At 72.4% G+C, this 22,262-nt stretch carries 4 protein-coding genes; all 4 read right to left on the reverse strand.

Going from position 1 to position 22,262, the window contains the following annotated elements:
- Window positions 1-25 precede the first annotated feature (25 nt).
- From ACWFRU_RS07725 to ACWFRU_RS07740, 4 genes are read right to left on the reverse strand one after another with little or no spacing between them, the layout of a single operon-like run.
- Window positions 26-1,312 (reverse strand): cation:proton antiporter, encoded by a 1,287-nt coding sequence (locus ACWFRU_RS07725; protein ID WP_453685196.1) that lies wholly within the window; start codon window positions 1,310-1,312, stop codon window positions 26-28.
- Complete coding sequence (locus tag ACWFRU_RS07730; RefSeq protein ID WP_453685197.1) at window positions 1,313-1,540, reverse strand: MbtH family protein; 228 nt, start codon at window positions 1,538-1,540, stop codon at window positions 1,313-1,315.
- Complete coding sequence (locus tag ACWFRU_RS07735; RefSeq protein WP_453685198.1) at window positions 1,537-8,118, reverse strand: amino acid adenylation domain-containing protein; 6,582 nt, start codon at window positions 8,116-8,118, stop codon at window positions 1,537-1,539. Before ACWFRU_RS07735 ends, ACWFRU_RS07730 begins: the two co-directional genes overlap by 4 nt.
- 32 nt (window positions 8,119-8,150) lie before the next feature.
- The gene (locus tag ACWFRU_RS07740) at window positions 8,151-22,250 is read right to left on the reverse strand and encodes an amino acid adenylation domain-containing protein (protein ID WP_453685199.1); all 14,100 of its coding nucleotides are present in this window, start codon (window positions 22,248-22,250) and stop codon (window positions 8,151-8,153) included.
- Window positions 22,251-22,262 lie beyond the last annotated feature (12 nt).

A 22,262-nucleotide genomic window follows, 5' to 3' on the forward strand; every position in this document is an offset into this window, starting at 1 on the left:
AGTCTGAAATCGCCCGGCCCGGGCGTCAAGGCTGTCCATCCGTCAGTGCGGGGACGGTCTTCTTTTCCGGGCCGCGCGGGGTTTTCCGCTGCTGCCTGCTCTTTGTCAGGGACAGCAAAGGACCTGTCATGAAGGTGGTGACCAGAGCCACCAGCACGAGAACGGTGAAAAGAGCGGGACCGATGATCCCCGCGTCCAGAGCGACGTTCAGGACGATCAGTTCCGTCAGCCCGCGGGTGTTCACCAGCGCGGCCACGGTCGCCGACCGGTAGGGGTCCATGCCGCTGATACGGGATGCCGCGTACGCGGGGCCGAGCTTGCCCACGACCGCTACGGCGAGGATCAACAGCAGCAGGAGGCCCCCGTCCCCGTCCAGCGAGCCGAGGTTGAAGGACAGCCCTGTCGTCACGAAGAACAACGGGAGCAGCAGGTCGGAGGTCTGCTCGAGCGGCCGCAGCACATCGGCGTCCGGCACGCCGCCCGCGCGGGGCATCGCAAGTCCGGCGAGCAGCCCGCCGAACACGGGGTGCAGGCCCAGCTCCGCGGTCACCCAGGCGCTGCCCAGGGCGAGGGCGAGCGCGATCGTGAGCTGGTTGGCCGACGCCGCCCCCGAGCGCCGCAGCCACCACCCGAGCACCGGTCGCACCGCCAGGAACAAGGCGGCCACGAACAGGGAGATCAGCAGCAGCGTCACGTGCCACGACCGTCCCGTGGCGTGCCCGGTGCCGGCCAGCGCTGCGGCCAGAACCAGCCACGCGACCACGTCCATGAGGCCGGCCGCGGTGGTGGCCACGGTGCCCTCGGGGGTGCCCGCGAGCCCCCGTTCACGGACGATGGCCGCCAGCACGGGCAGCGCGGTGACGGACACCGCCACGGCCATGAACAGCCAGAACGCCCTGCCGTCCGCACGCCCCGGCTGGACCGCGTCGAACGCCCCGTGGAACAGCCCCACCGAGCCCACGCCCAGAGCCGCCGGGACCAGGAACGCGCACAGCGCCACCGTGGCCGCCGCTCTGCCTCCCTGGCGCAGCTGCCGCCAGTCCATCTCGTACCCCACGACGAACATGAAGATCACGATGGCGATCTGCGAGAGGACGGTCAGGAACGGCAGCACCTCGGACGGGAAGAGCCGCGAGGCCGGATCTCCGGGCAGGCGTCCGAGCAGCGTCGGGCCCAGGGCGATACCGGCGACGATCTGGCCGATGACCACCGGTTGGCCGCAGCGGCGGGCCAGCGCCCCGAGGAGGCGGGAGGCGATGAGGATGACGGCCACATCGCCGATCGCCACGGTCACCAGCGACTCCGTGTCCATCTACGGAGCCGCCGTCTCGTTCCTGCTCATGTCCGCGACGAGGCTCTTGGGGCGCATGTCCGTCCAGTTCTCCTCGATGTACGTGAGGCATTCCTGCCGGGTGGCCTCGCCGTGCACGGTGGTCCAGCCTTCGGGGACCTCGGCGAAAGCGGGCCACAGGGAATGCTGCCCCTCGTCGTTGACGAGAACCAGGAAGGTGCCGTCTTCGTTGTCAAAGGGATTGGTCATCGTTCGGTCTCCTTTTCGGCTGCGGTGCTCTGGTCGGGATTCATTGCCGTGTTCTTTTGCGCGTTCCCCTCCGTGGTCTTCTCCGTGGCGTCGAGTTTCCGCGCGACGACGCGCGTAATGCGCGAGAGGGCCTCGGGTTTGAGCATGTCGTAATGGCCGACGGGCACTTCGTGCGATTCGATGGCGCCCTCGATGTAGGGCCGCCAGCTCGCGACGGCCTCTGCCACGGGCCGGTCCTCGCTCCGGTCTGCGGCCGCCACGAAGAGCGTCAGGTCGCCGCGGGAGGGGCGGGGCGTGTGGTCCGGTGCGAAACCCGACATGTTGCGGACGACCGTCTCCAGATTGGCGAGGGCCTGCTCGCTCATGCCGGACGAGCGGTAGAGGGAGGCCACGTCGGCGCCCTGCGCCTGGCCCTCCCCTTGCCCCTCCCCCTGCCGCAGCACGCCGTAGCCCTCGGACTCCTGCCCCTCCTCGCCGCGGAACCGCGACTTCGCCGCGCCACTGCCGGGATAGGCGTCGAGCAGTGCCAGGAGCGCCACCTCCTCGCCCAGTTCCTCCAGGCGCGCGGCGACGGCCTGGGCGATGGTCCCGCCGATGGACCAGCCCAGGAGGTGGTAGGGGCCGACGGGCTGGACGGTGCGGATCTCCTCCGCGTAGTCGGCCGCCATCTCCTCGATGCTGCCCGGCAGTTGCTCGGTCCGGGCGATGCCGCGCGCCTGGACGCCGTACACCGGAAGATCCTGCGGAAGGTGCGGCAGGAGAGCGGCGTAGGTCCAGCTCAGGCCCATGCCGGTGTGCAGGCAGAACAGCGGAAGGCGGTTGCCTTCCAGACGCAGGGGCAGCAGGACGTTCAAGTCGCCGCGCCTCCTGCCCAGCCGCCGCCCCACGCCGGCTCCCCGCGTCCGCCCCCGGTCCTCGGGCTGTACGGCGACACGGCCCGCGTTCGTCCGCTTCGCCCGTTCCCCGGTACGGAACATCCGCTCGCCCGCGGAGCCGAAGGGGCACGCGACGAACCGTTCACCGGTGCGTCGCGAGTCGCCCGCATAGCCGCGGGCCAGCGTGGGGCCCGCCAGGTAGAGGGCGCCCGTGACGCCCGGCGGGACCGGGCGCAGGCGTTCGTCGAGCACGAGAGCCCGGGTGCCCGGCAGCGGATCGCCGGTGCGGGGCTCCCAGCCGTCGGCGGCCCCAGTCCCCGCCCGGTGTTCCAGCCAGACCCCTGCGGTCTCTGGCACCCCGTAACCGCACGTCGGCGGGGTCGAGGGGCCCCGCTCGAACCGGTCGCGCAACCGGTCCAAGGCACGCGGCTCGCTCGCCAGGTCCACGAGCAGAGCCTTTGGTGCGGACTCGAACAGCTCGGGGGTGGTGACCACCAGGGCTCCGGTCTCCCCCGCTTCCGGGTCCCGGCCGGGCAGGCCGAGCCGCACGCTCCCTCCCGCACAGAGTGCCGCGAGCAGCGGCGTCACGAGCGCCGCGAACGGTGCCCTGGCATCCAGCAGCGGGGCCGCTCCCAACGCCGGGGAGGCATGCATGCGGTGCGTCGTGTGGGAGGCGAGCGTGCGGTGTTCCACGACGGCGCCCGCGATGACGAGCGCCGAGTGCCCCGGGAGGGCGGGCCGGCGAGCTCCCCTCTGCGCTGCCTCGTCGGCCCCGGCATCGAGCACCACGACCGGAACCGTCGTGTCAGCGGGCAGCGACGCGGCGAACGACGCCGAGCAGACCAGCATCCTTCCGGCCGCGAGGCCGTCACGCTCCACCGGCATCGGTCGGGCGGAGCCTTCGAGTGCTTCCACGAAGGACACCGCCGCTCCCGATTTCAGCACCCCGAGCAGCGCGACGACCGACGCGTTGCCGGGCGGCCGGGCCACCACGACCACGTCCTCCGGGCCCGCTCCGCGCGCGGTCAGCCGCCGCGCGAGCCGTTCCGCCGCGGCGTCCAACGCCTCGTACGTCAGCGAGCCATGGGTGTCCGTGACGGCGACCGCGTGGGGCGTACGTGCCGTCTGCTCGGCCAGCATCTCCACCACGGAGAGCGTCGGGCGCCCCGCCGCCGTGCCGGTCACGCCCGCCACGAGGCGACGGGCCTCGTCGGCGTCGAGCAGCACGTCCACCGCGCTCAGGCGCCGCTCCGGATCGGCCGTCACCTGGTCGAGCACGTGCACGAACCGCCGCGCGAGCGTCTGCGCCGTCTCGTGGTCGAACAGGTCGGTGGCATAACTGAGTCGGCCCTGGATGCCGCCGAGGTCGCCGTCGGGTTCGTACCGTTCGGTGAGGCTGAACTCCAGGTCGAGCTCGGTGGCGTGCGCGCCGGCATCCAGGCGGGCGGTCCGCAGACCGGGCAGCTCCCAGGGGTCCCACGGCTCGGCGACAGTGTCGTCGACCTCCAGGAGCACCTGGAACACCGGGTGACGCGCGAGCGAGGGCGGCAGCTCCAGGGCGTCCACGAGGCGTTCGAAGGGCACGTCCCGGTGTTCGCGTGCTTCCTGGTTCGCCGCGAGGACCCGGCCGAGCAGTTCGCGGAAGGTGGGGTCGCCCGACGCGTCCGTCCGCAGGGCGAGCGCCCCGGCGAAGGGCCCCACCAGCGTTTCGAGACCGGGCTCGTCCCGTCGCGGGATGCGGGTGCCGATCGTGACGTCGGTGCCCGCGCCGAGCCGGGCGAGCAGCATCACCAGGGCCGCCTGCACCACCATGAACGTGGTCGTCCCCTCGTCCTCGGTGAGGTCGGCGATACGGCCGTGCGTCTCGACGTCCAGGTCCAGTGGCACGCTCCCCGCCCGGTGCGAGGCGATGGACGGCCGCTTCCGGTCGGCGGGAAGTTCGATCTCGACGTCGAGGTCCGCCAAGGTGTCCTTCCAGTAGGCGAGTTGATCGTTGACCAGGCTCTCGGGTTCTTGTTCGCCCTGGAGAAGCTGCCGCTCCCAGAGCGCGTAGTCGGCGAACTGGAGGGGCAGGGGCGCCCGTTCCGGCACCCGGCCCTCGCGGCGCGCGCCGTACGCGGTCGCCAGGTCACGGACCAGGACGTCCAGCGAGGCCTCGTCTGCGGCGATCCGGTGCACCACCAGGAGCAGCACGTGTTCGGAGTCCGAGAGGCGGAACAGCGTCTGCGTCCACGACACCTCCTGGCCCAGATCGAACGCGTGCCGCGCCCGGGTGGCCAGCAGCTCCGGCAGCTCTTCCTCGGTCGTTCGCACCACGGCCGGCACCGGGCGGGACGTGGCGGCGTCGAGGACGCGCTGCCACAGGGCGCCACCGCGTGCGCCGTCGAACGTGGTGCGCAGGATCTCGTGCCGCGCGGCCACATCACCGAGGGCCGCCCGCAGCGCCTCCTGGTCCAGCTCGCCGCTGAGCCGCAGCGCCACCGGGATGCGGTCGGCCCCTGCCTCGTCGTCGAGTCGGGACATCAGCCAGGTACGCAACTGCCCTGCGGTGACCCGGACTTCGTCACGCTGACCGACCGGCTGGAGTGCGGGCCGCGCCTTGGTGGCGAGCAGCCGGGCCACCCCCACGGGCGTCGGCGAGCCGAAGAACTGCCGGATGCCGAGCTCGGCGTCGAACTCCTCGCGGACCCGTCCGGCGAGGCGCATCGCGAGCCCCGAGTCGCCGCCCAGGTCGAAGAAGCTGTCGTCGGGCCCGACCCGCTCCAGGTCGAGCACCTCGGCGAACAGACGGCACAGCGTCTCCTCGGCGGCTGTCCGGGGTTTGCCGCCGGAGACGCGTTCGGCGAAGTCGGGGGCGGGCAGGGCCTTGCGGTCGACCTTGCCGTTACGGGTCACGGGCAGGGCGCCCAGGGCCAGTACGGCGGCCGGGACCATGTAGCCGGGCAGGGTCTCGGCGGCGTGGGCACGGACGAGTTGGGGGTCGATGGCGGCCGTCCCCTCGGGTACGACGTAGCCGACGAGCCGCCGCTCCCCCGGGCCGTCCTCACGCGCGACTACCACGGCTTGAGCGACGTCGGGATGGGCGGCCAGGGCCGCCTCCACCTCACCCAACTCCACCCGGAAGCCACGGATCTTCACCTGGTCGTCCGCGCGGCCGACGAAGAGCAGCTCCCCGTCCGATGTCTCACGCACCAGGTCGCCGGTACGGTACATCCGCTCCCCCGGCACATACGGGCACGCCACAAACCGCTCAGCAGTGGCGCCGGAACCGCCCCAGTAGCCCTGCGCCAACCCGGCTCCTGCCACGTAGAGTTCACCGGTCACACCCGGTGGCAGCGGCTTGAGGAACGCGTCCAGGACGAATGCCCGGCGGTGCGGCAGCGGCCTTCCGATCGGGAGTACGTCGGCCATCGCATCGCCCGGCCGCAGTACGTGCCAGGTGGCGCAGAGCGTCGTCTCCGTCGGCCCGTACATGTGCCGGACAGTCACGTCCGGGCAGGCCTCGCGCACCCGGGCCACCGACGCGGCCGGGACGACATCCCCGCCGGTCAGCACCTCACGCAACCCCGCGAAGCAGTCGGGCCACTCCTCGGCCAGGACCCGGAACGACCCGGCGGTCAGGTGCACCGCCGTGACACCGCCCTTCACATGCTCACGCACCTGTTGGGCATCGACGACGCCGGGCTCGGCGACCACCACACGGGCACCCGCGACCAGCGGAACCCACAGCTCGAAGAGCGAGGCGTCAAAGGCGTGCGGCGCGTGCATCAGCACCGCGTCCTCCGGGCCGACCGCCCACTCCCGCTCCCCCACCAGCGACGCCACGCTCCCGTGCGGCACCGCCACACCCTTGGGCACGCCGGTCGAGCCCGACGTGTACATCACGTACGCCACATCCCGCGCGTCCACGGGAACGGTCGGCGGCTTCTCGGTTCCGCACGCAGCCAGCGACGCGCGCACCTGGGGGTCGTCGAGGACCACCAGGCGCGCCGCGTCCCGCTCCGGCACCAGGTCCCGGCACTCCGGCGCGCACACCACACGCACCGGAGCCGCGTCCGCCAGCACGAACGCCACCCGCTCCTTCGGCCAGCCCGCGTCCACCGGCACATAGGCGGCACCCGCGCGCCAGATTCCCAGGAGCAGCGCCACCAGCTCCGGTGAGCGTTCCATCACCACCGCGACACGGTCACCCCGCCGCACACCCATGCCGGTCAAGTAGTGGGCCCAGCGACCGGACTCCGCCCACAATTCCCCGTACGAAAGCTCCCGTTCGCCCTGCACGGCCACCGCACCCGGCGACGACACCACGCGTCCGGCGATCAGCTCCGGCACCACCTCGCGCGGAGGTCGGACCGTTGCCGCATGTCCGGCCTGCGCCATCGCCCCGAGGCCTCCCACCACCGTCGTGGGATCGGCGACCACCTGCTCAAGGACCCCCACCAGCGAGGCGAGCGCCGCCACGGCGACATCTCGGCCGAACAGGTCCGGCCGGTACTCCAGCTTCAGGTGCATGCGGTCGCCGGGGCCGACCACCAGGGTCAGCGGATAGTGCGCCGCCTCGCGGGTGAACCCCGCCGGCCTGAGCGAGAGGCTCTCGCTGCCGACCTCAGCAGCGGAGGGGGAGGAAGAGGCCGGGGGCTGGGGAAAGCTTTCGAAAACCAGGAGTGTGTCGAAGCCCGCTCCGGCGCCCGCGGCCTTCTGGATCCTCGAGAGACCGAGGTGGTGATGCGCCATCAGGGCGGACTGACGCTCCTGCAAGGCGCGGAACATCTCCAGCACCGGCTGCGCGCCGCGGAGTTGGACGCGTACCGGCAGCGTGTTGATGAGCAGCCCCACCATCGACTCCACGCCCGGCAACTCGGGGGGACGCCCCGCCACCGTCGCGCCGAACACCACGTCCGTGCGGCCGGCGAGCCGCGCGAGGACCATCGCCCACGCGCCCTGCACCACGGTGTTCACCGTCAGGCCGTTGGCACGGGCCAGCTCCACCACACCTCGCGTGACCTCCTCGGGGAGGTCTTGGCTGACGTTCGCGGGAAAGACGGGGAGCCGGTCCGGGACGGCCGGTGCCACCAGGGTCGGTTCGTCCGTGCCCGTGAACTCCGCCCGCCATGCTTCCTGCGCGGCTTCCCGGTCCTGACGTCCGAGCCACTTCAGGTACGCGCCGTAGGAGGTCGTACGGGGAAGGCGGGAGGCGTCGCCGCCCGCCGCGTAGATGGCGGAGAGTTCGCCGATGAGGACCGGTGCCGACCAGCCGTCCATCAGGATGTGATGGCTGGTGATCACCAGGCGGTGCCGTTCCTCGTCGACGCGGACCAGGAGGAGGCGCAGCAAGGGGGGCGCCCCCAGGTCGAAGGGCTCCGCCCGCTCGCTCTCCGCCAGGCGCTCCAGCGCGGCGGGCCGCTCCGGTCCAGCGAGGTGCGACACGTCTTCCGTACGCCAGGGCAGTGCCACCTCGCGTGCGATGACCTGCACCATTTGCGCGCCGCTCACCTGGCGGAAGCAGGCCCGCAGTGCGGCGTGCCGGGCGATGAGCGCCTCCCACGATGCCCGTAACCGGCCCGCGTCCACGGGACCGTCGATGTCGAGCGCGGACTGCACGGTGTACACGTCCGGACCCTGGTCGTCGAAGGCGGCGTGGAAGAGCAGTCCTTCCTGGAGGGGCGACAGCGGCCACACGTCCTCGACCGGTGATCGGGTCATCTCTTCTCTCCTCGGAGCCTCGGAACTTCGTGTCAGAGCGGGCCGAACCCGGCTTCGAGCTCCTCGATCTGGCTCTGCGCCAGGCCGAGCAGGGGGAAGTCGGAGGGTGTGTGGCCACCGGCCGCGGGATCGGTGGTGTGGGCGGCGAGGCCGCGGAGCATGTCCAGCCAGAGCCGTCCGACGCGTTCCGCGTCGGCGCTGTCGACCGCGTGGCCCGCCCAGCTGAGCGAGACGGTCAGCTCGGGCCCGTCAGCAGTGTCCACGATGGCCGCGCCCGCTTCCAGGGCGTGCATGGACGGCATGTCCGGGTCGGCGGAGCCACCGATCGCCGTGTCGCCGGCCATCTGCCAGGCAGCGGCCGTGCGGCCGTCGGCCGGGTCCCCGGCGGTGAACCGGCCCAGGTAGTTGAAGCCGATCTGCGGCCTCGGCAAGGCGGCGAGGACGGGGGCCGTCTCGGGGTTCAGGTGGCGCAGCAAGCCATATCCGAGGCCGTCGCCGGGCACCGCCCGTGCCTGTTCCTTGACCGCCTTCAGGAGTGCTCCGGCCGCCGGTCCGCCCTGTGCCGCCTCGGTCAGATCAACGTCGGCGACGGCCAGACGAAGGGGGTGCGTGCTGGTGAACCAGCCCATGGTGCGCGAGAGTTCGACGCCGTCGACCGGTTCGCGGCCGTGGCCCTCCACGTCCAGGAGTACGGGCCCGTCCTCACCGCGCCAGTGCGTGAGCGCGCCCGCGAGCGTCGCCAGGAGCACCTCGTGGACCCCGCAGTGGAACAGCGCGGGGGTCCGGCCCGCCAGCGTGGCCGCCTCCTCCCGTGGGACCTGCCAGGACGCGCGGCGCGTCGTCTCGGCGGTGTCCACGGCCGGGTCGAGCGCGCGTCGGCCGAGGAGTGGTTCCGTGCCGTCCAAGAGCGCCGTCCACGCGGCGAGCTCCGCCACCCGGTCCGGTCCCTTCGCCTGTGTCGCAAGGAGGTTCGCCCAGCGCCTGAAGGAGGTCCCCACGGGGTCGAGCACGGGCTCCTGCCCCGCCGCCGCGGCCTCGCAGGCGAGAGCCAGGTCGGGCAGGAGAATCCGCCAGGACATGCCGTCCACGGCCAGGTGGTGGACCATCAGGACCAGCCGGCCGACACGCTCCGGGCCCGCGTCCACCCACACTGCCTGGAACATCGCCCCCGCCGCTGGATCGAGGCGCGCGACAGCCTCTTTCGCCGCGCGTCCCGCGATCTCGTCCAGTGCTTCGGCTGCCGCGTGTTCGGCGGCCACGCGGGTGACCAGGGCCGTGGGGTCCACGGTCCCCCGCTCGCCGACGACGAGCAGTGGTTCGGAGCGCTCGTCGTCCGCTGCGACCACGCGTGCGCGCAGCATGTCGTGGGTGTCGAGTACGGCGGCCACACCGGTCAGGAGTACGTCGTGCGCGAGGCCCGCCGGGGCGCCGACGACGGCCCACTGCGCGAACCGCGGCCGGCGTGCGGGCTCGCCCAGCTCGCGCATCACCGGAGTCCAGGGCACCTCCCCCACGCCGATGTCCTCGACGGCGTCGTGCCCGCCGCCGTCGGCCGCCTCCGCCACTGTCGCGAGGCGCTCGGGAGTCTTCTCCTCGAAGATCTGCCGGGGCGTCACCACGAGGCCGGAACGGCGGGCACGGGAAGCCAGTTGCATCGAGGAGATCGAGTCGCCGCCCAGCTCGAAGAAGCCGTCCGTGACGCCGACACGTTCCAGGCCGAGCACTTCGGCGAACAGACCGCAGAGCAATGCCTCGGTCTCCGTCCGCGGCTCCCGTCCCGAGACCTTCCCCGCGAAGTCGGGGGCGGGCAGCGCACGCCGGTCCACCTTCCCGTTCGGGGTCAGGGGCAGGCGCTCCAGCGGTACGAACGCCGAGGGAAGCATGGATGAGGGAAGCCTCTCGGCGGCGAAGTCGCCAAGTGCGGCGAGGAGTTGATCGTCCGGACGCGTCTCGGAGGCGTCGGTGACGACATACGCCACCAGTCGGTGCTCGCCCGCCCGCCGGTCGTCACGCGCCACGACCACGACCTGGGCGACCCCGGGATGCGCCGCGAGGGCCGCTTCGACCTCGCCCGGCTCGATCCGGTGGCCCCGGACCTTCACCTGCGCGTCCGCGCGCCCGATGAAGACGAGTTCACCGCCCTCGGTCCAGCGCACCAGGTCACCGGTCCGGTACATCCGCTCGCCGGCCGCGTACGGGCACGCCACGAACCGCTCGGCGGTCAGACCGGGCCGCGCCCAGTACCCGCGGGCCACGCCCGCGCCCGTGACGTACAACTCGCCCGGCGTTCCCGGCGGGACGGGCTGGAGGAAGCGGTCCAGCACGAACACCTGGACGTTGGCCATCGGGCGGCCGATCGGCACCGCGTCCCGGTGTGTTCCCTCGTCCGCCGACAGGGGCGCGCTCATGGCCGCGCACACCGTCAGCTCGGTGGGCCCGTACGCGTTCACCATGCGCCGCCCGGCGGACCAGCGGTCCACGAGTGCCGGCGGGCAGGACTCTCCGGCAACCACCAATGTGGCCAGTTGCGCCGGTAGTTCGTCCTCCACCGCGAGCACGCTGGGGGGCACTGTCACATGGGTCGCGTTCCAGTTGGCGAGCGCTTGTCCGAGCGGTACCTGCGGCGGCAGGGCGTCCGCGCCCGGCACCACGAGCGCGCCTCCCGAGAGCAGTGCCATGCACAGTTCGGACACCGCCGCGTCGAAGCTCGGTGACGCGAATTGGAGGACCCGCGCGTCCGGTCCCACCGCGAAGCGCTCGATCTGCGCCCGCGCCAGGTTCGCGAGCCCCGCATGCGGGACGACCACGCCCTTCGGCGTCCCGGTCGACCCCGAGGTGTAGATCACGTAGGCCGCGTTGTCCGCGCCGAGCGGCCCGGTCCGTTCCCCCGGGTCCACGGGTCCGGCCGCCCGCGCGGCGACGTCCGCGACGACCTCCGGGGCGTCGAGGACGATCAGGCGGCCGGTGAACTCTTCCGGCACCAAGGCGCGCGTCTCCCGCGTGCACAGCACCACCGCCGGGTCCGCGTCCGCGAGCACGAACGCCACCCGCTCCGGCGGATACCCCGGGTCCACCGGTACGAAGACCCCGCCCGCCATGGACACCGCGAGGAGAGAGATCGTGGTCACCGCCGACGCCGGGGCAAGGACGGCCACCCGGCGCTCGGGCCCCACACCCGCCGCGATCAGGCAGCGGGCCCAGCGCCCGGCCTCGGCCGCCAGCTCTCCGTACGTCAGCGTCCGCTCGCCCGACACCAGGGCGGCGGCATCCGGCGACCGCTCCACCTGGCGCCGGAACAGCTCGGGCAACGTCTCGGCGGCCACCGGGACCCGCGTACGGTTCCACTCGCCCACGACGCGCTCGCGGCGCGCCCCGTCCAGGACACCCACCCGGGCCACGGGCACCGACGGATCGGCGGCCATTCCTTCGAGCACACATCCCAGTGACGCCACCATCTCCTCGGCCCAGGCGCGGTCGAACACGCCGGGCCGGTAGATGAACTCGCCGTGCAGGCGCTCGCCGGGCACCGCGATCAGCGTCAGCGGGTAGTGGCCCGTGTCCTCCGGTGTGCCGCCGGGGCGGATGGACAGGGTGTCGGGTGAGGGCTCCCGCAGCGGCGGGCGCGGGTAGTTCTCGTACACCACGAGGGTGTCGAAGGCCGCGCCGGGTCCGGCCAGGCCGCGGATCTCGGAGAGGCCGATGTGCTGGTGGGACATCAGCGACACCTGCCGCTCCTGGAGGCCTGTCAGCATCGCGGCGACCGACTGCTCCCCCCGCAGATCGACCCGTACGGGAAGCGTGTTGATGAACAGGCCGACCATCGACTCCACGCGGGGCAGCTCAGCGGGACGTCCGGCCGCCGTCGCCCCGAACACGACGTCCGTACGCCCGACGATCCGGGCGAGGAGCAGCGCCCAGGCGCCCTGCACGACGGTGTTCACCGTCAGGCCGTGCCCACGTGCCAGTTCGACGACGCCCCGGGTGAGTTCCTCGCCGAACTCGAAGGGCAGTCGTTCCGGCACGGTCGACGCGGCTGACGGGTCGTCCGGCGCCGCCAGGGTGGGTTCGTCCGCGCCCGCGAACTCCGTGCGCCAGGCCTCGCGCGCCGCCTCCTTGTCCTGGCGTGCCAGCCATGCCAGGTACTCGCGGTACGAGGTCGCGGGGGGCAGGGTGTGCCCGTCGCCGCCCGCGGCGTAGATCGCGGACAACTCTGCGATGAGGACCGGCAGCGACCAGCCGTCCGTGACGATGTGGTGGTTGACGACCACCTGGGCATGACGGTTCTCGCCGAGGCGGATCAGCAGCAGGCGCAGCAGCGGAGCCGCCGTCACGTCCAGTCGGCGGGCACGCTCATCCTCTACGATCCGGTCGAGTTCGGCGCATGCCTCAGCGGTCGGCAGTGTGGACAAGTCGACCTCGCGCCACGGGAGTTGCACCTCCGTGGCGATCGCCTGCACGGCCTGACCCGACGCGCGCCGGTGGAAGCTCGCCCGCAGGATCGGGTGCCGGGCGAGGATGGCCTCCCACGAGGCCCGCAGCCGGTCCACGTCCAGAGGGCCGTCCAGGTCCAGTACACGAAGGCCTTCGTAGAGGTCCGGTCCCTGCTCGTCGAATCCCGCGTGGAACAGCAGCCCTTCCTGCAAGGGCGAAAGGGGCCATACGTCCACCAACCCGGGGACGGACGCTTCGAGTTCGTCGACCTCGTGCTGACCGAGGTCGACGAGGGGGAAGTCGGAAGGAGTGTGTCCGCCAACAGCGGAGCCGGTGGTGGGGCTGGGCGCGGCGTCGGCGGTGTGCGCCGCCAGGCCGGCGAGCAGGTCGAGCCAGGTCCCGGCGAGCCGCTCCGCCTCCGCGTCCTCCAGAACACCGGTGGGCCAGGTCAGCGTGACCGTCAGTTCCGGCCCTTCGGGCGTGTCCCGCACCGCGGCGCCCGCCTCCAGGGCGTGCAGGGCGGGCATGTCCGGGTCGACCGAACCGCCGATCGCCTCGCCGCCCGCCGACTGCCAGGGGGCGACCGGACCCGTCGGCGCCTCGGCCCTGAACCGGCCCAGATAGTTGAAGCCGATCCGCGGCGCCGGCAGAGCCGCGAGGGTCGGCGCGGTCTCGGGATTCATGTGGCGCAGCAGTCCGAAGCCGAGCCCGTCTCCGGGTATCGCCCGCGCCTGCTCCTTGACGGTCTTCAGAAGGGCTCCCGCCGCCGGGCCGCCGGTCCGTGCTTCGTCCAGGTCGATCCCGCTCGCGTCCAGGCGAACGGGGTGGGTGGCGGTGAACCAGCCGACCGTACGCGACAGTTCGGCGCCCGCGAGCGGCTCCCTGCCGTGACCCTCCACATCGAGCAGGACGTGTCCGCCCTCGTGTCCGTCCTCGCCGCGCCAGTGCGTGACCGCGCCCGCGAGCGTCGCCAGGAGCACCTCGTGCACCCCGCAGTGGAACAGCGTCGGCACCTGACCCGCCAGCGTGTCCGCGAGCTGCGGCGGCACAGTCCACGACCGGCGCCGCATGGTGGCTGCGGTGTCCAGCGCGGGGTCCAGTTCCCGCTTGCCGAGCGGGGGTTCGGGACGATCCGGGCCCAGCAGAGACGCCCACTCCGCGAGCTCGGCGGTCCTGCCCTCGCCGGTGGCCTGCTCGCCCAGGGCCTCCGCCCATTGCTTGAACGAGGTTCCCACCGCGTCCAGTTCCGGCGGCTGTCCGGCTGTCAGTGCCTCGCACGCGGCCCGCAGATCGGGGAGGAGGATGCGCCACGACAGCCCGTCGATCACCAAGTGGTGGACGATCAGGGCCAGCCGACCGGTCCGCCCCGGCCCCGCGTCCACCCAGACAGCCCGCAGCAGCACCCCCGCCGAAGGATCAAGGTCCTCGGTGGCCGCACGGGCCGCGTCGTCCGCGATGCCGTCCAGCGCGGCGTCCAGCGCGCCGTCCGGCATGTCGTCCGGCGTGTCCGACGCATCGACGCGCGTGACCAGGGCTGCCGCGTCGACCGAGCCACGCGGCCCCACAGTCAGCTTGAGCCCCTGCTCACCGGGCCCACCGGGCTCACCGGCCGCGCCCGTCATGGCACGGGCCCGCAGCATGTCGTGCGTGTCGAGAAGGGCCGCCACGCCACCGATCAGCACTTCCCGGCCGAGTTCCGCCGGGGCACCGACGATCGTCCACTGCGCGAACCTGCCGCGCACCCCTCGCTCGCCCAGCGCCCGCATCACGGGCGTCAAGGGCACCTCACCGATGCCCGATTCCGCGCTCTCCGTCCGTACGCCCTCGCGCCGGGCCACGGCCGCGAGGCCCGCGGGCGTCTCGTGCTCGAAGACGTCCTGCGCCGTGAGCAGCAGGTTCGCCCGGCGTGCGCGGGCCACCAACTGCATCGACATGATCGAGTCGCCGCCCAGCTCGAAGAAGCTGTCGTCCGGCCCGACCCGTTCCAGGCCGAGCAGCTCGGCCGTCAGGGCGCACAGGACCGCCTCGGTCTCCGTGCGCGGCTCGCGCCCGGTGGCCTTCCCCGCGAAGTCCGGGGCGGGCAGGGCGTCGCGGTCGACCTTGCCGTTGCGGGTCACCGGGAGGGCGTCCAGGGTGAGCACGGCCGTGGGGACCATGTACTCGGGCAGCGTCTTGGCGACGTGGGCGCGCACGAGCTCGGGGTCCGGCGCCGTACTTCCGCCCTCCGGCACGACGTAGCCGACCAGGCGGCGCTCCGCCTGCCGGTCCTCGCGGGCGACGACGACCGCCTGGGCGACGTCGGGGTACGCGGCCAGGGCCGCTTCCACCTCGCCCAGCTCCACGCGGAAGCCCCGGATCTTCACCTGCGCGTCCGCCCGCCCGACGAAGAGCAGCTCCCCGCCCTCGGTCCAGCGCACCAGGTCGCCGGTACGGTACATCCGCTCACCGGGCAGGTACGGGCAGGCCACGAACCGCTCGGCGGTCAGGCCGGGGCGGCTCCAGTAGCCCTGCGCCAACCCGGCCCCTTCCCCATCCCCGGTCACGTACAGCTCGCCGGTCACGCCTGGCGGCAGAGGCTTGAGGAACGCGTCCAGGACGTAGGTACGCCGTGCGCTCATCGGGCGCCCGATCGGCAGCGCCGAACCCATCGCGTCGCCCGGCCTCAGCACATGCCAGGTCGCACAGAGGGTCACCTCGGTCGGCCCGTACATGTGGCGGACGGTCACGTCGGGGCACGCCTCCCTCAGCCGGGCCACTGATCCGGCGGGGACCACGTCACCGCCGGTCAGCACCTCTCGCAGGCCGGAGAAGCAGTCAGGTGTCTCCTCGGCCAGCGCGCGGAACTGGCCCGCCGTGGCATGGACCGACGTCACCCCGCGCCGCACGAGCTCGCGCAGCCGCCGGGCATCGACCACACCGCGCTCGGCCATGACCACGCGGCCACCGGCAGCCAGCGGCACCCACAGCTCGTACAGCGATACGTCGAAGGCGTGCGGGGCGTGCATCAGCACCGCGTCGTCCGGGCTGACGGCCCAACCGCGCTCCCCCACGAGCCCCGCCACACTCCCGTGCGGCACGGCCACGCCCTTGGGCGTGCCGGTCGAACCCGATGTGTACATCACGTACGCCATGTCCTGCGCCGTCAGCGGCACGACCGGCCACTCACCATCGCACTCTCCGGCGCGCTCGCCATCGCGTTCGGCCCGCGCCGCCCGCACCCGGGGGTCGTCGAGGACCACGACGGGCACGGCACCTCCGACCGGCACGGCTGCTCGGCTGTCCGACGTGCAGACCAGGGCCGCTGGTGCCGCGTCGCCCACGACGAAAGCGGTCCGCTCCGCCGGCCATCCGACGTCGATCGGCACATACGCGGCACCGGCCCGCCAGATCCCCAGGAGCAGCGAAGGCAGGTCGGGCGACCGCTCCATCACCACCGCCACCCGGTCACCCCGCCCCACACCGAGCCCGGCAAGGTACGCGGCCCACTGCCCCGACTCCGTCCACAACTCCGCGTACGACACCTGCCGTTCGCCCTCAACCGCCACGGCGTCCGGCGACGATGCCACCCGCCCGGCGATCAACTCGGGCACGGACACATGGCCGGCCCGCGTCCCTGTGGCGTTCCACTCCTCCACGACCGTCGCGCGGTCAGGGGAACTCAACGCGTCCACCTGAGCCACCAAGAGGGTGTGGTCCGCCACCAGTTGCTCCAGCACGCGCACGACCTCACGTGCCGTGCGGAGGGAGTTCTCCCTGCCGATCAGGTCCGGCCGGTAGGTCACCAGGACGCGAAGCCGTTCGGCGGGGACGACCCCGACCGCCAGCGGGTAGTGCGTCCCGGCCAGGGTGTGCAGCTGGGTGATCGTGACCTCGTCGTCCACTGGACCGCCGGGCGGTGCGGGCGGTCCAGCCGGTCCGGGCGATGCAGCCGGTCCGGCGAGCGAGGCTGCGTTCCGGGGATAGTTCTCGAACATCAGCATGGTGTCGAAGACCGCGCCGGGGCCCGCGAGCTGCTGGATCTCCGACAAGCCCACATGCTGGTGGGCGATGAGTGCGGACTGGCGCTCCTGCAGCTCGGCGAGCATCTCCAGGACCGGCTGGTCCGCGTCGAGCCGCACGCGCACGGGAAGGGTGTTGATGAAGAGACCGATCATCAACTCGGCGTCGGGCAGCTCCGGAGGCCGCCCGGCCACGGTGCCGCCGAACACGACGTCCGTACGCCCGGCGAGGCGTGCGAGGACCAGCGCCCACGCGCCCTGCACCACGGTGTTCACCGTCAGCCCCTGAGCGCGGGCCAGCTCGGTCAGCGCTCGCGTCCCCTCCCGGGAGAGTTCCGCCGTGCTGACTTCGGGCATCACCGGTGGCCGGCCCGGGTCAGCGGATGCCACCAGCGTCGGTTCGTCCGCACCGGCCAGCTCCGTCTGCCAGGCGGCGCGTGCGGCCTCCGTGTCCTGCTGCCGCAACCAGGCCAGATAGTCGCGGTAGGAGGCGGTCGGCTTCAGGTCCGTCGCCTTCAGCTCCATCGGCCTCGGGTGGGGGGTGTCGCTGTCTGCGGCCTGGTCGCCCGCCGCGTACAGCGCGGACACCTCGTTCAGGATGACCGGCATGGACCAGCCGTCCACCAGGATGTGGTGGCTGGTGACGGCGAGGCGGTGCCTGTTCTCGCCGAATCGGATGAGCAGCAGGCGCAGCAGCGGGGCCGTCGTCAGATCGAAGCGTTGCGCCATCTCGTGCTCGGCCAGCCGCTCCGCCTCGGCCCGCGCGTCGGCGTCCGCGAGCCCGGACACGTCGGCCACACGCCAGGGAAGCTCCACCCGCCGCGCGACGACCTGGACCGCCTCACCCGAACCGGTCCGGCGGAAGCTCGCCCTCAGTGCCGCGTGCCGGGCGATGAGCGCCTCCCATGACGCGCGCAGCCTGTCCACGTCCAGCGGGCCGTCCAGCGCCATGAGCCGCTGGCTCTGATAGACGTCCGGTCCCTCGTCGTCGAACGTCGCGTGGAAGAGCATCCCTTCCTGCAACGGTGACAGCGGCCAGATGTCCTCCAACTGCGTTTCCGCTGCCTCCAGTTCCGCCACGGTGTGCTGCGCGAGGCCGAGGAGGGGGAAGTCGGAGGCGGTGTGTCCACCCGAGTCGGGATCGGCCGTGTGCGCGGCCAGACCGCCGAGCACCTGCTCCCACGCCCGGCCGAGCTCCGCCGCGTCGGCATCGTCCAGGAGTGCGGAGGGCCAGCTCAACGTGATGGTCAGCTCCGGCCCATCAGGGGTGTCCTGTACGACGGCGCTTGCTTCCAGGGCGTGCAGCGCGGGCGTCTCGGGATCGATCGAGCCGCCGACCGCCTCGCTCCCGGCCGGTTGCCAGGGGGCGACCGTGCTCTGCGCCGTGTCGGCGGTGAAGCGTCCCAGATAGTTGAAGCCGATCTGCGGGCGAGGCAAGGCCGCAAGAACCGGAGCGGTAGCAGGGTTGAGATGCCGCAACAGACCAAAACCAAGCCCATCACCCGGCACCGCCCGAACCTGCTCCTTGACCCTCTTCAACAACACCCCCGCAGCCGACCCACCGGCCGCTACCTCACCCACATCCACACCACCCACATCCAGCCGGACCGGATGCACACTCGTGAACCAACCCACCGTCCGCGACAAATCCACCCCGCCATCCGACCGACGGCCATGCCCCTCCACATCCACCAGCAACCCGGGGCCCACCCCCGGCCGCCAACAAGCCACCGCACCAGCCAAAGCCGACAACAACACCTCATGCACACCACAGTGAAAAACCACCGGCGTCCGACCCACCAAGATCGCCGCGCAGTCAGCCCCTACCGTCCACGAACGACGACCCATCGCCCCGGCAGTATCACGAACCGGGTTCAACTCCCGCCCACCGAGAAGCGGTTCATCGCCCTCTAACAAGGCTGACCACGCGCCGAGTTCAGCAACCCGCGCCTCACCAGCCGCCTCCTCCACCAACAAACGCGACCAATGCCTGAACGACATCCCCACCGAATCCAACCGCGGCACCCCACCCCCAGCCACCGCCTCACACGCCACCCTCAAATCCGGCAACAACACCCGCCACGACACCCCGTCCACCACCAAGTGATGCACCACCAGAACCAGACGGCCGACCCGACCCGGCCCCGCATCCACCCACACGGCCTGGACCATCACACCTGCGGCCGGGTCCAGCCTTTCCACTGCCTCGCGCGCCGCCCGTACCGCCGCTTCATTCAGCAAGTCCGCCGACGACATGTCCTCCGCGCCGACTCGAACGACCAGCCTCTCGGCGGAGACCGAACCCCGTTGCCGTACAGACAACTTCGGCTCGCCCCCGCCAGACTCCACCCGCGCCCGCAGCATGTCGTGCGCGTCGAGAAGGGCACTCAGGCCGCCCGTCAGCACCTCCAGGCCGAGCCCGGCCGGGGCGCCGACGATCATCCACTGCGCGAACCCACCGCGCAGGCCGCGGTCCCCCAGCTCCCGCATCACCGGCGTCCAGGGCACGTCACCCAGCGCCGCGTCCCGCGAAGATCCGACGCCGCGTGCCCTGTCGCCAGTGCCCCCGGCCTCCGCCGCCACGCATGCCAGCCGCTCCGGGGTCTTCTCGTCGAAGACCTGCCGAGGTGTCATCACCAGGCCGGCGCGGCGGGCCCGCGCGACCAGCTGCATCGACATGATCGAGTCGCCGCCCAGCTCGAAGAAGCTGTCCTCCACGCCGACCCGCTCAAGACCGAGCACCTCGGCGAACAAGACGCACAGCGTCGCCTCGGTCTCCGTACTCGGTGCGCGTCCCGTCGCCCGTGCCGCGAAATCTGGGGCGGGCAGGGCGTTGTGGTCGACCTTGCCGTTGCGGGTGACGGGGAGTTCCGTCAAGGGGAGCACCGCAGCCGGGACCATGTAGTCGGGGAGTGTCCGTGCCACATGTGCGCGGATGGCGGAGGGTTCCACACCGTCCGGGGTCCGGGGCACGACGTAGGCGACCAGTCGGCGCTCTCCCGGGCCGCCCTCACGGGCGACCACCACCGCCTGTGCCACCGCCGGATGAGCAGCGAGCGTGGCTTCCACCTCGCCGAGCTCGACGCGGAAGCCGCGTACCTTCACCTGCGCGTCCGCACGCCCGACGAAGAGCAGTTCACCTGTGTCGGACCAGCGCACCAGGTCCCCGGTGCGGTACATCCGCCCGGCGGGCACGAACGGGCAGGCCACGAAGCGTTCCGCCGTCAGCTCCGCGCGGCCCCAGTACCCCTGCGCCAACCCCTCGCCCGCGACGTACAGCTCACCGGTCACGCCCGTCGGCACCGGCTGCAGGAACGCGTCGAGGACGAAGACCCGCCGGTTGCCCAAGGGCCGGCCGATGGGCAGCACCGATCCGATGGCGTCATGCGGCCCCCAGAGCCGCCAGGTGGCGCACAGGGTCACCTCGGTCGGCCCGTACAGGTGCCGTACGACCACGTCGGGGCACGCCTCGCGCACCCGTGCCACCGCTCCCACCGGGACCACGTCCCCACCGGTCAGGACCTCGCGCAGTCCGCTGAAGCACTCGGGTGACTCGCCCGCGATGACGCGGAACGAACCCGCGGTCAGATGCACCGAAGTGACCCCGCGGCCCACGTGCTGCCGCACCTGCTCGGCGTCCACCGCGCCCGGCCCGGCGACGACCACACGGCCGCCCGCCGCCAGCGGGACCCACACCTCGAAGAGCGATACGTCGAAGGCGTGCGGCGCGTGCATCAGCACCGCGTCGTCCGGGCCGACCGACCAGCCTTGCTCCCCCACCAGCGCCGCGACACTGCCGTGCGGCACGGCCACGCCCTTCGGCACGCCCGTGGAACCCGAGGTGTACATCACGTACGCCACGTCGTCCGCACCCACGAGGACCGGCGCATCGTCCGCGTCGTCCCCAGCTTCTACGGGTTCCACGGCGAGCGCAGCCCTCCGCACGCGCGGGTCGTCGACCACGACCAGCTCGGCACCGCCGTCCGGCACGACGGCCCGGGTCTTCTCCGTGCACAGCACGACGACCGGAGCCGAGTCCGCGAGGACGAAGCCCACGCGTTCCGGCGGAGAGCCCGCGTCGACCGGCACATAGGCGGCGCCCGCCCGCCACACTCCCAGCAGCAGCGGCAGCAGATCCACCGAGCGTTCCATCACGACCGCGACGCGGTCACCGCGCCGCACCCCCCGGTCCGCGAGATAGCGGGCCCAGCGGCCGGATGCTTCCCACAACTCCGCGTACGAGAGCGTCCGTTCGCCCTCCCCTTCCACGGCAGGCGCACCCGGCGTCGCCGCCACGCGCCCGGCCAGCAACTCCGGGACCGAGCCGCTCGGCACCTCGCCCGCCGTACCGCCCCAGCCCTCCACGACCAGGCCGAGCTCGGGCGCCGCGAGCACCCCGATCCGTCCCACGAGGACCGAGGGGTCCGCCACCAGCTGTTCGAGTACCCGCACCAGCCACGCGTACACCGAGTCGGCGGTCTCGCGGTCGAACAGGTCAGGGCGGTGGTCGAGCTTGCAGAGCATCCGTCCGCCGTCGGGCGCGACCACCAGGGTGAGGGGATAGTGCGCGGTCTCCTGGCCCACCGCGAGACGTACGCCGAAGGTGTCCGGCGTCGGGTGCTCGGCGGGCGGGCTCGGATAGTTCTCGTACACGACGAGGGTATCGAAGACCGCGCCACCGGACTCCGCGAGCCCCTGCACCTCGGGCAGGCCCAGGTGCTGGTGCGCCATCAAGCCCGCCTGGCGGTCCTGCAGTTCGGCCAGCATGTGGGCCACCGGCTGCCCGGCGTCGAGCCGGACGCGTACCGGAAGCGTGTTGATGAACAGGCCGACCATCGACTCGACGCCCGGAAGTTCCATCGGCCGCCCGGCCACGGTGGCACCGAACACCACGTCCGTACGCCCGGCGAGCCGCGCGAGGACCAGCGCCCACGCGCCCTGCACCACGGTGTTCACCGTCAGACCATGGCCACGCGCGAACTGCACCAGGCCCTCGGCCAACGGCGCGGGCAATTCGTTGACCAAGCTTTCCGGGGGCAGCGGCGATCGGCCCGAATCCTCGGGCGCGACCAGCGTCGGCCCGTCCGCCCCGGCGAATTCCGCCTGCCAGGCGGCCCGCGCCGCGTCCTTGTCCTGCCGGCCGAGCCAGGCCAGGTACTCCCGGTAGGAGGTCACGGGCTTGAGCCCTGACGTGTCGCAGCCACCCGCCGCGTAGATCGCCGTGAGTTCGTCGAGCAGCACCGGCATGGACCAGCCGTCCATCAGGACGTGGTGGCTGGTGACCACCAGGCGGTGCCGCTCCGCGCCGAGCCTGATCAGCAGGAGGCGCAGCAGCGGGGCCGCCGTCAGGTCGAAGCGCTCGGCCCGCTCCCGGCCCGCGAGCCGGTCCGCCTCGGCCGCCGCGTCGGCTTCCGCGAGCCCGGTGAGATCGGCCGTACGCCACGGCAGCTCGACGTCACGTGCGATGACCTGCACCGCCTCGCCCGTCTTGCGCCTGCGGAAACTCGCCCGCAGGGCGGCGTGCCGGGCGAGGAGCGCCTGCCACGACGTCCGCAGCCGGTCCGCGTCCAGCGGGCCGTCCAGTTCGAGTACCCGCTGCCCTTGGTAGACGTCGGGCCCGTCGCTGTCGAAGGCGGCGTGGAAGAGCAGCCCTTCCTGCAGTGGCGACAGCGGCCACACGTCCTCGACGAGGGATCGGGTCATCGCTTCTCTCCT

This window comes from Streptomyces sp. NPDC055099, assembly GCF_053607685.1.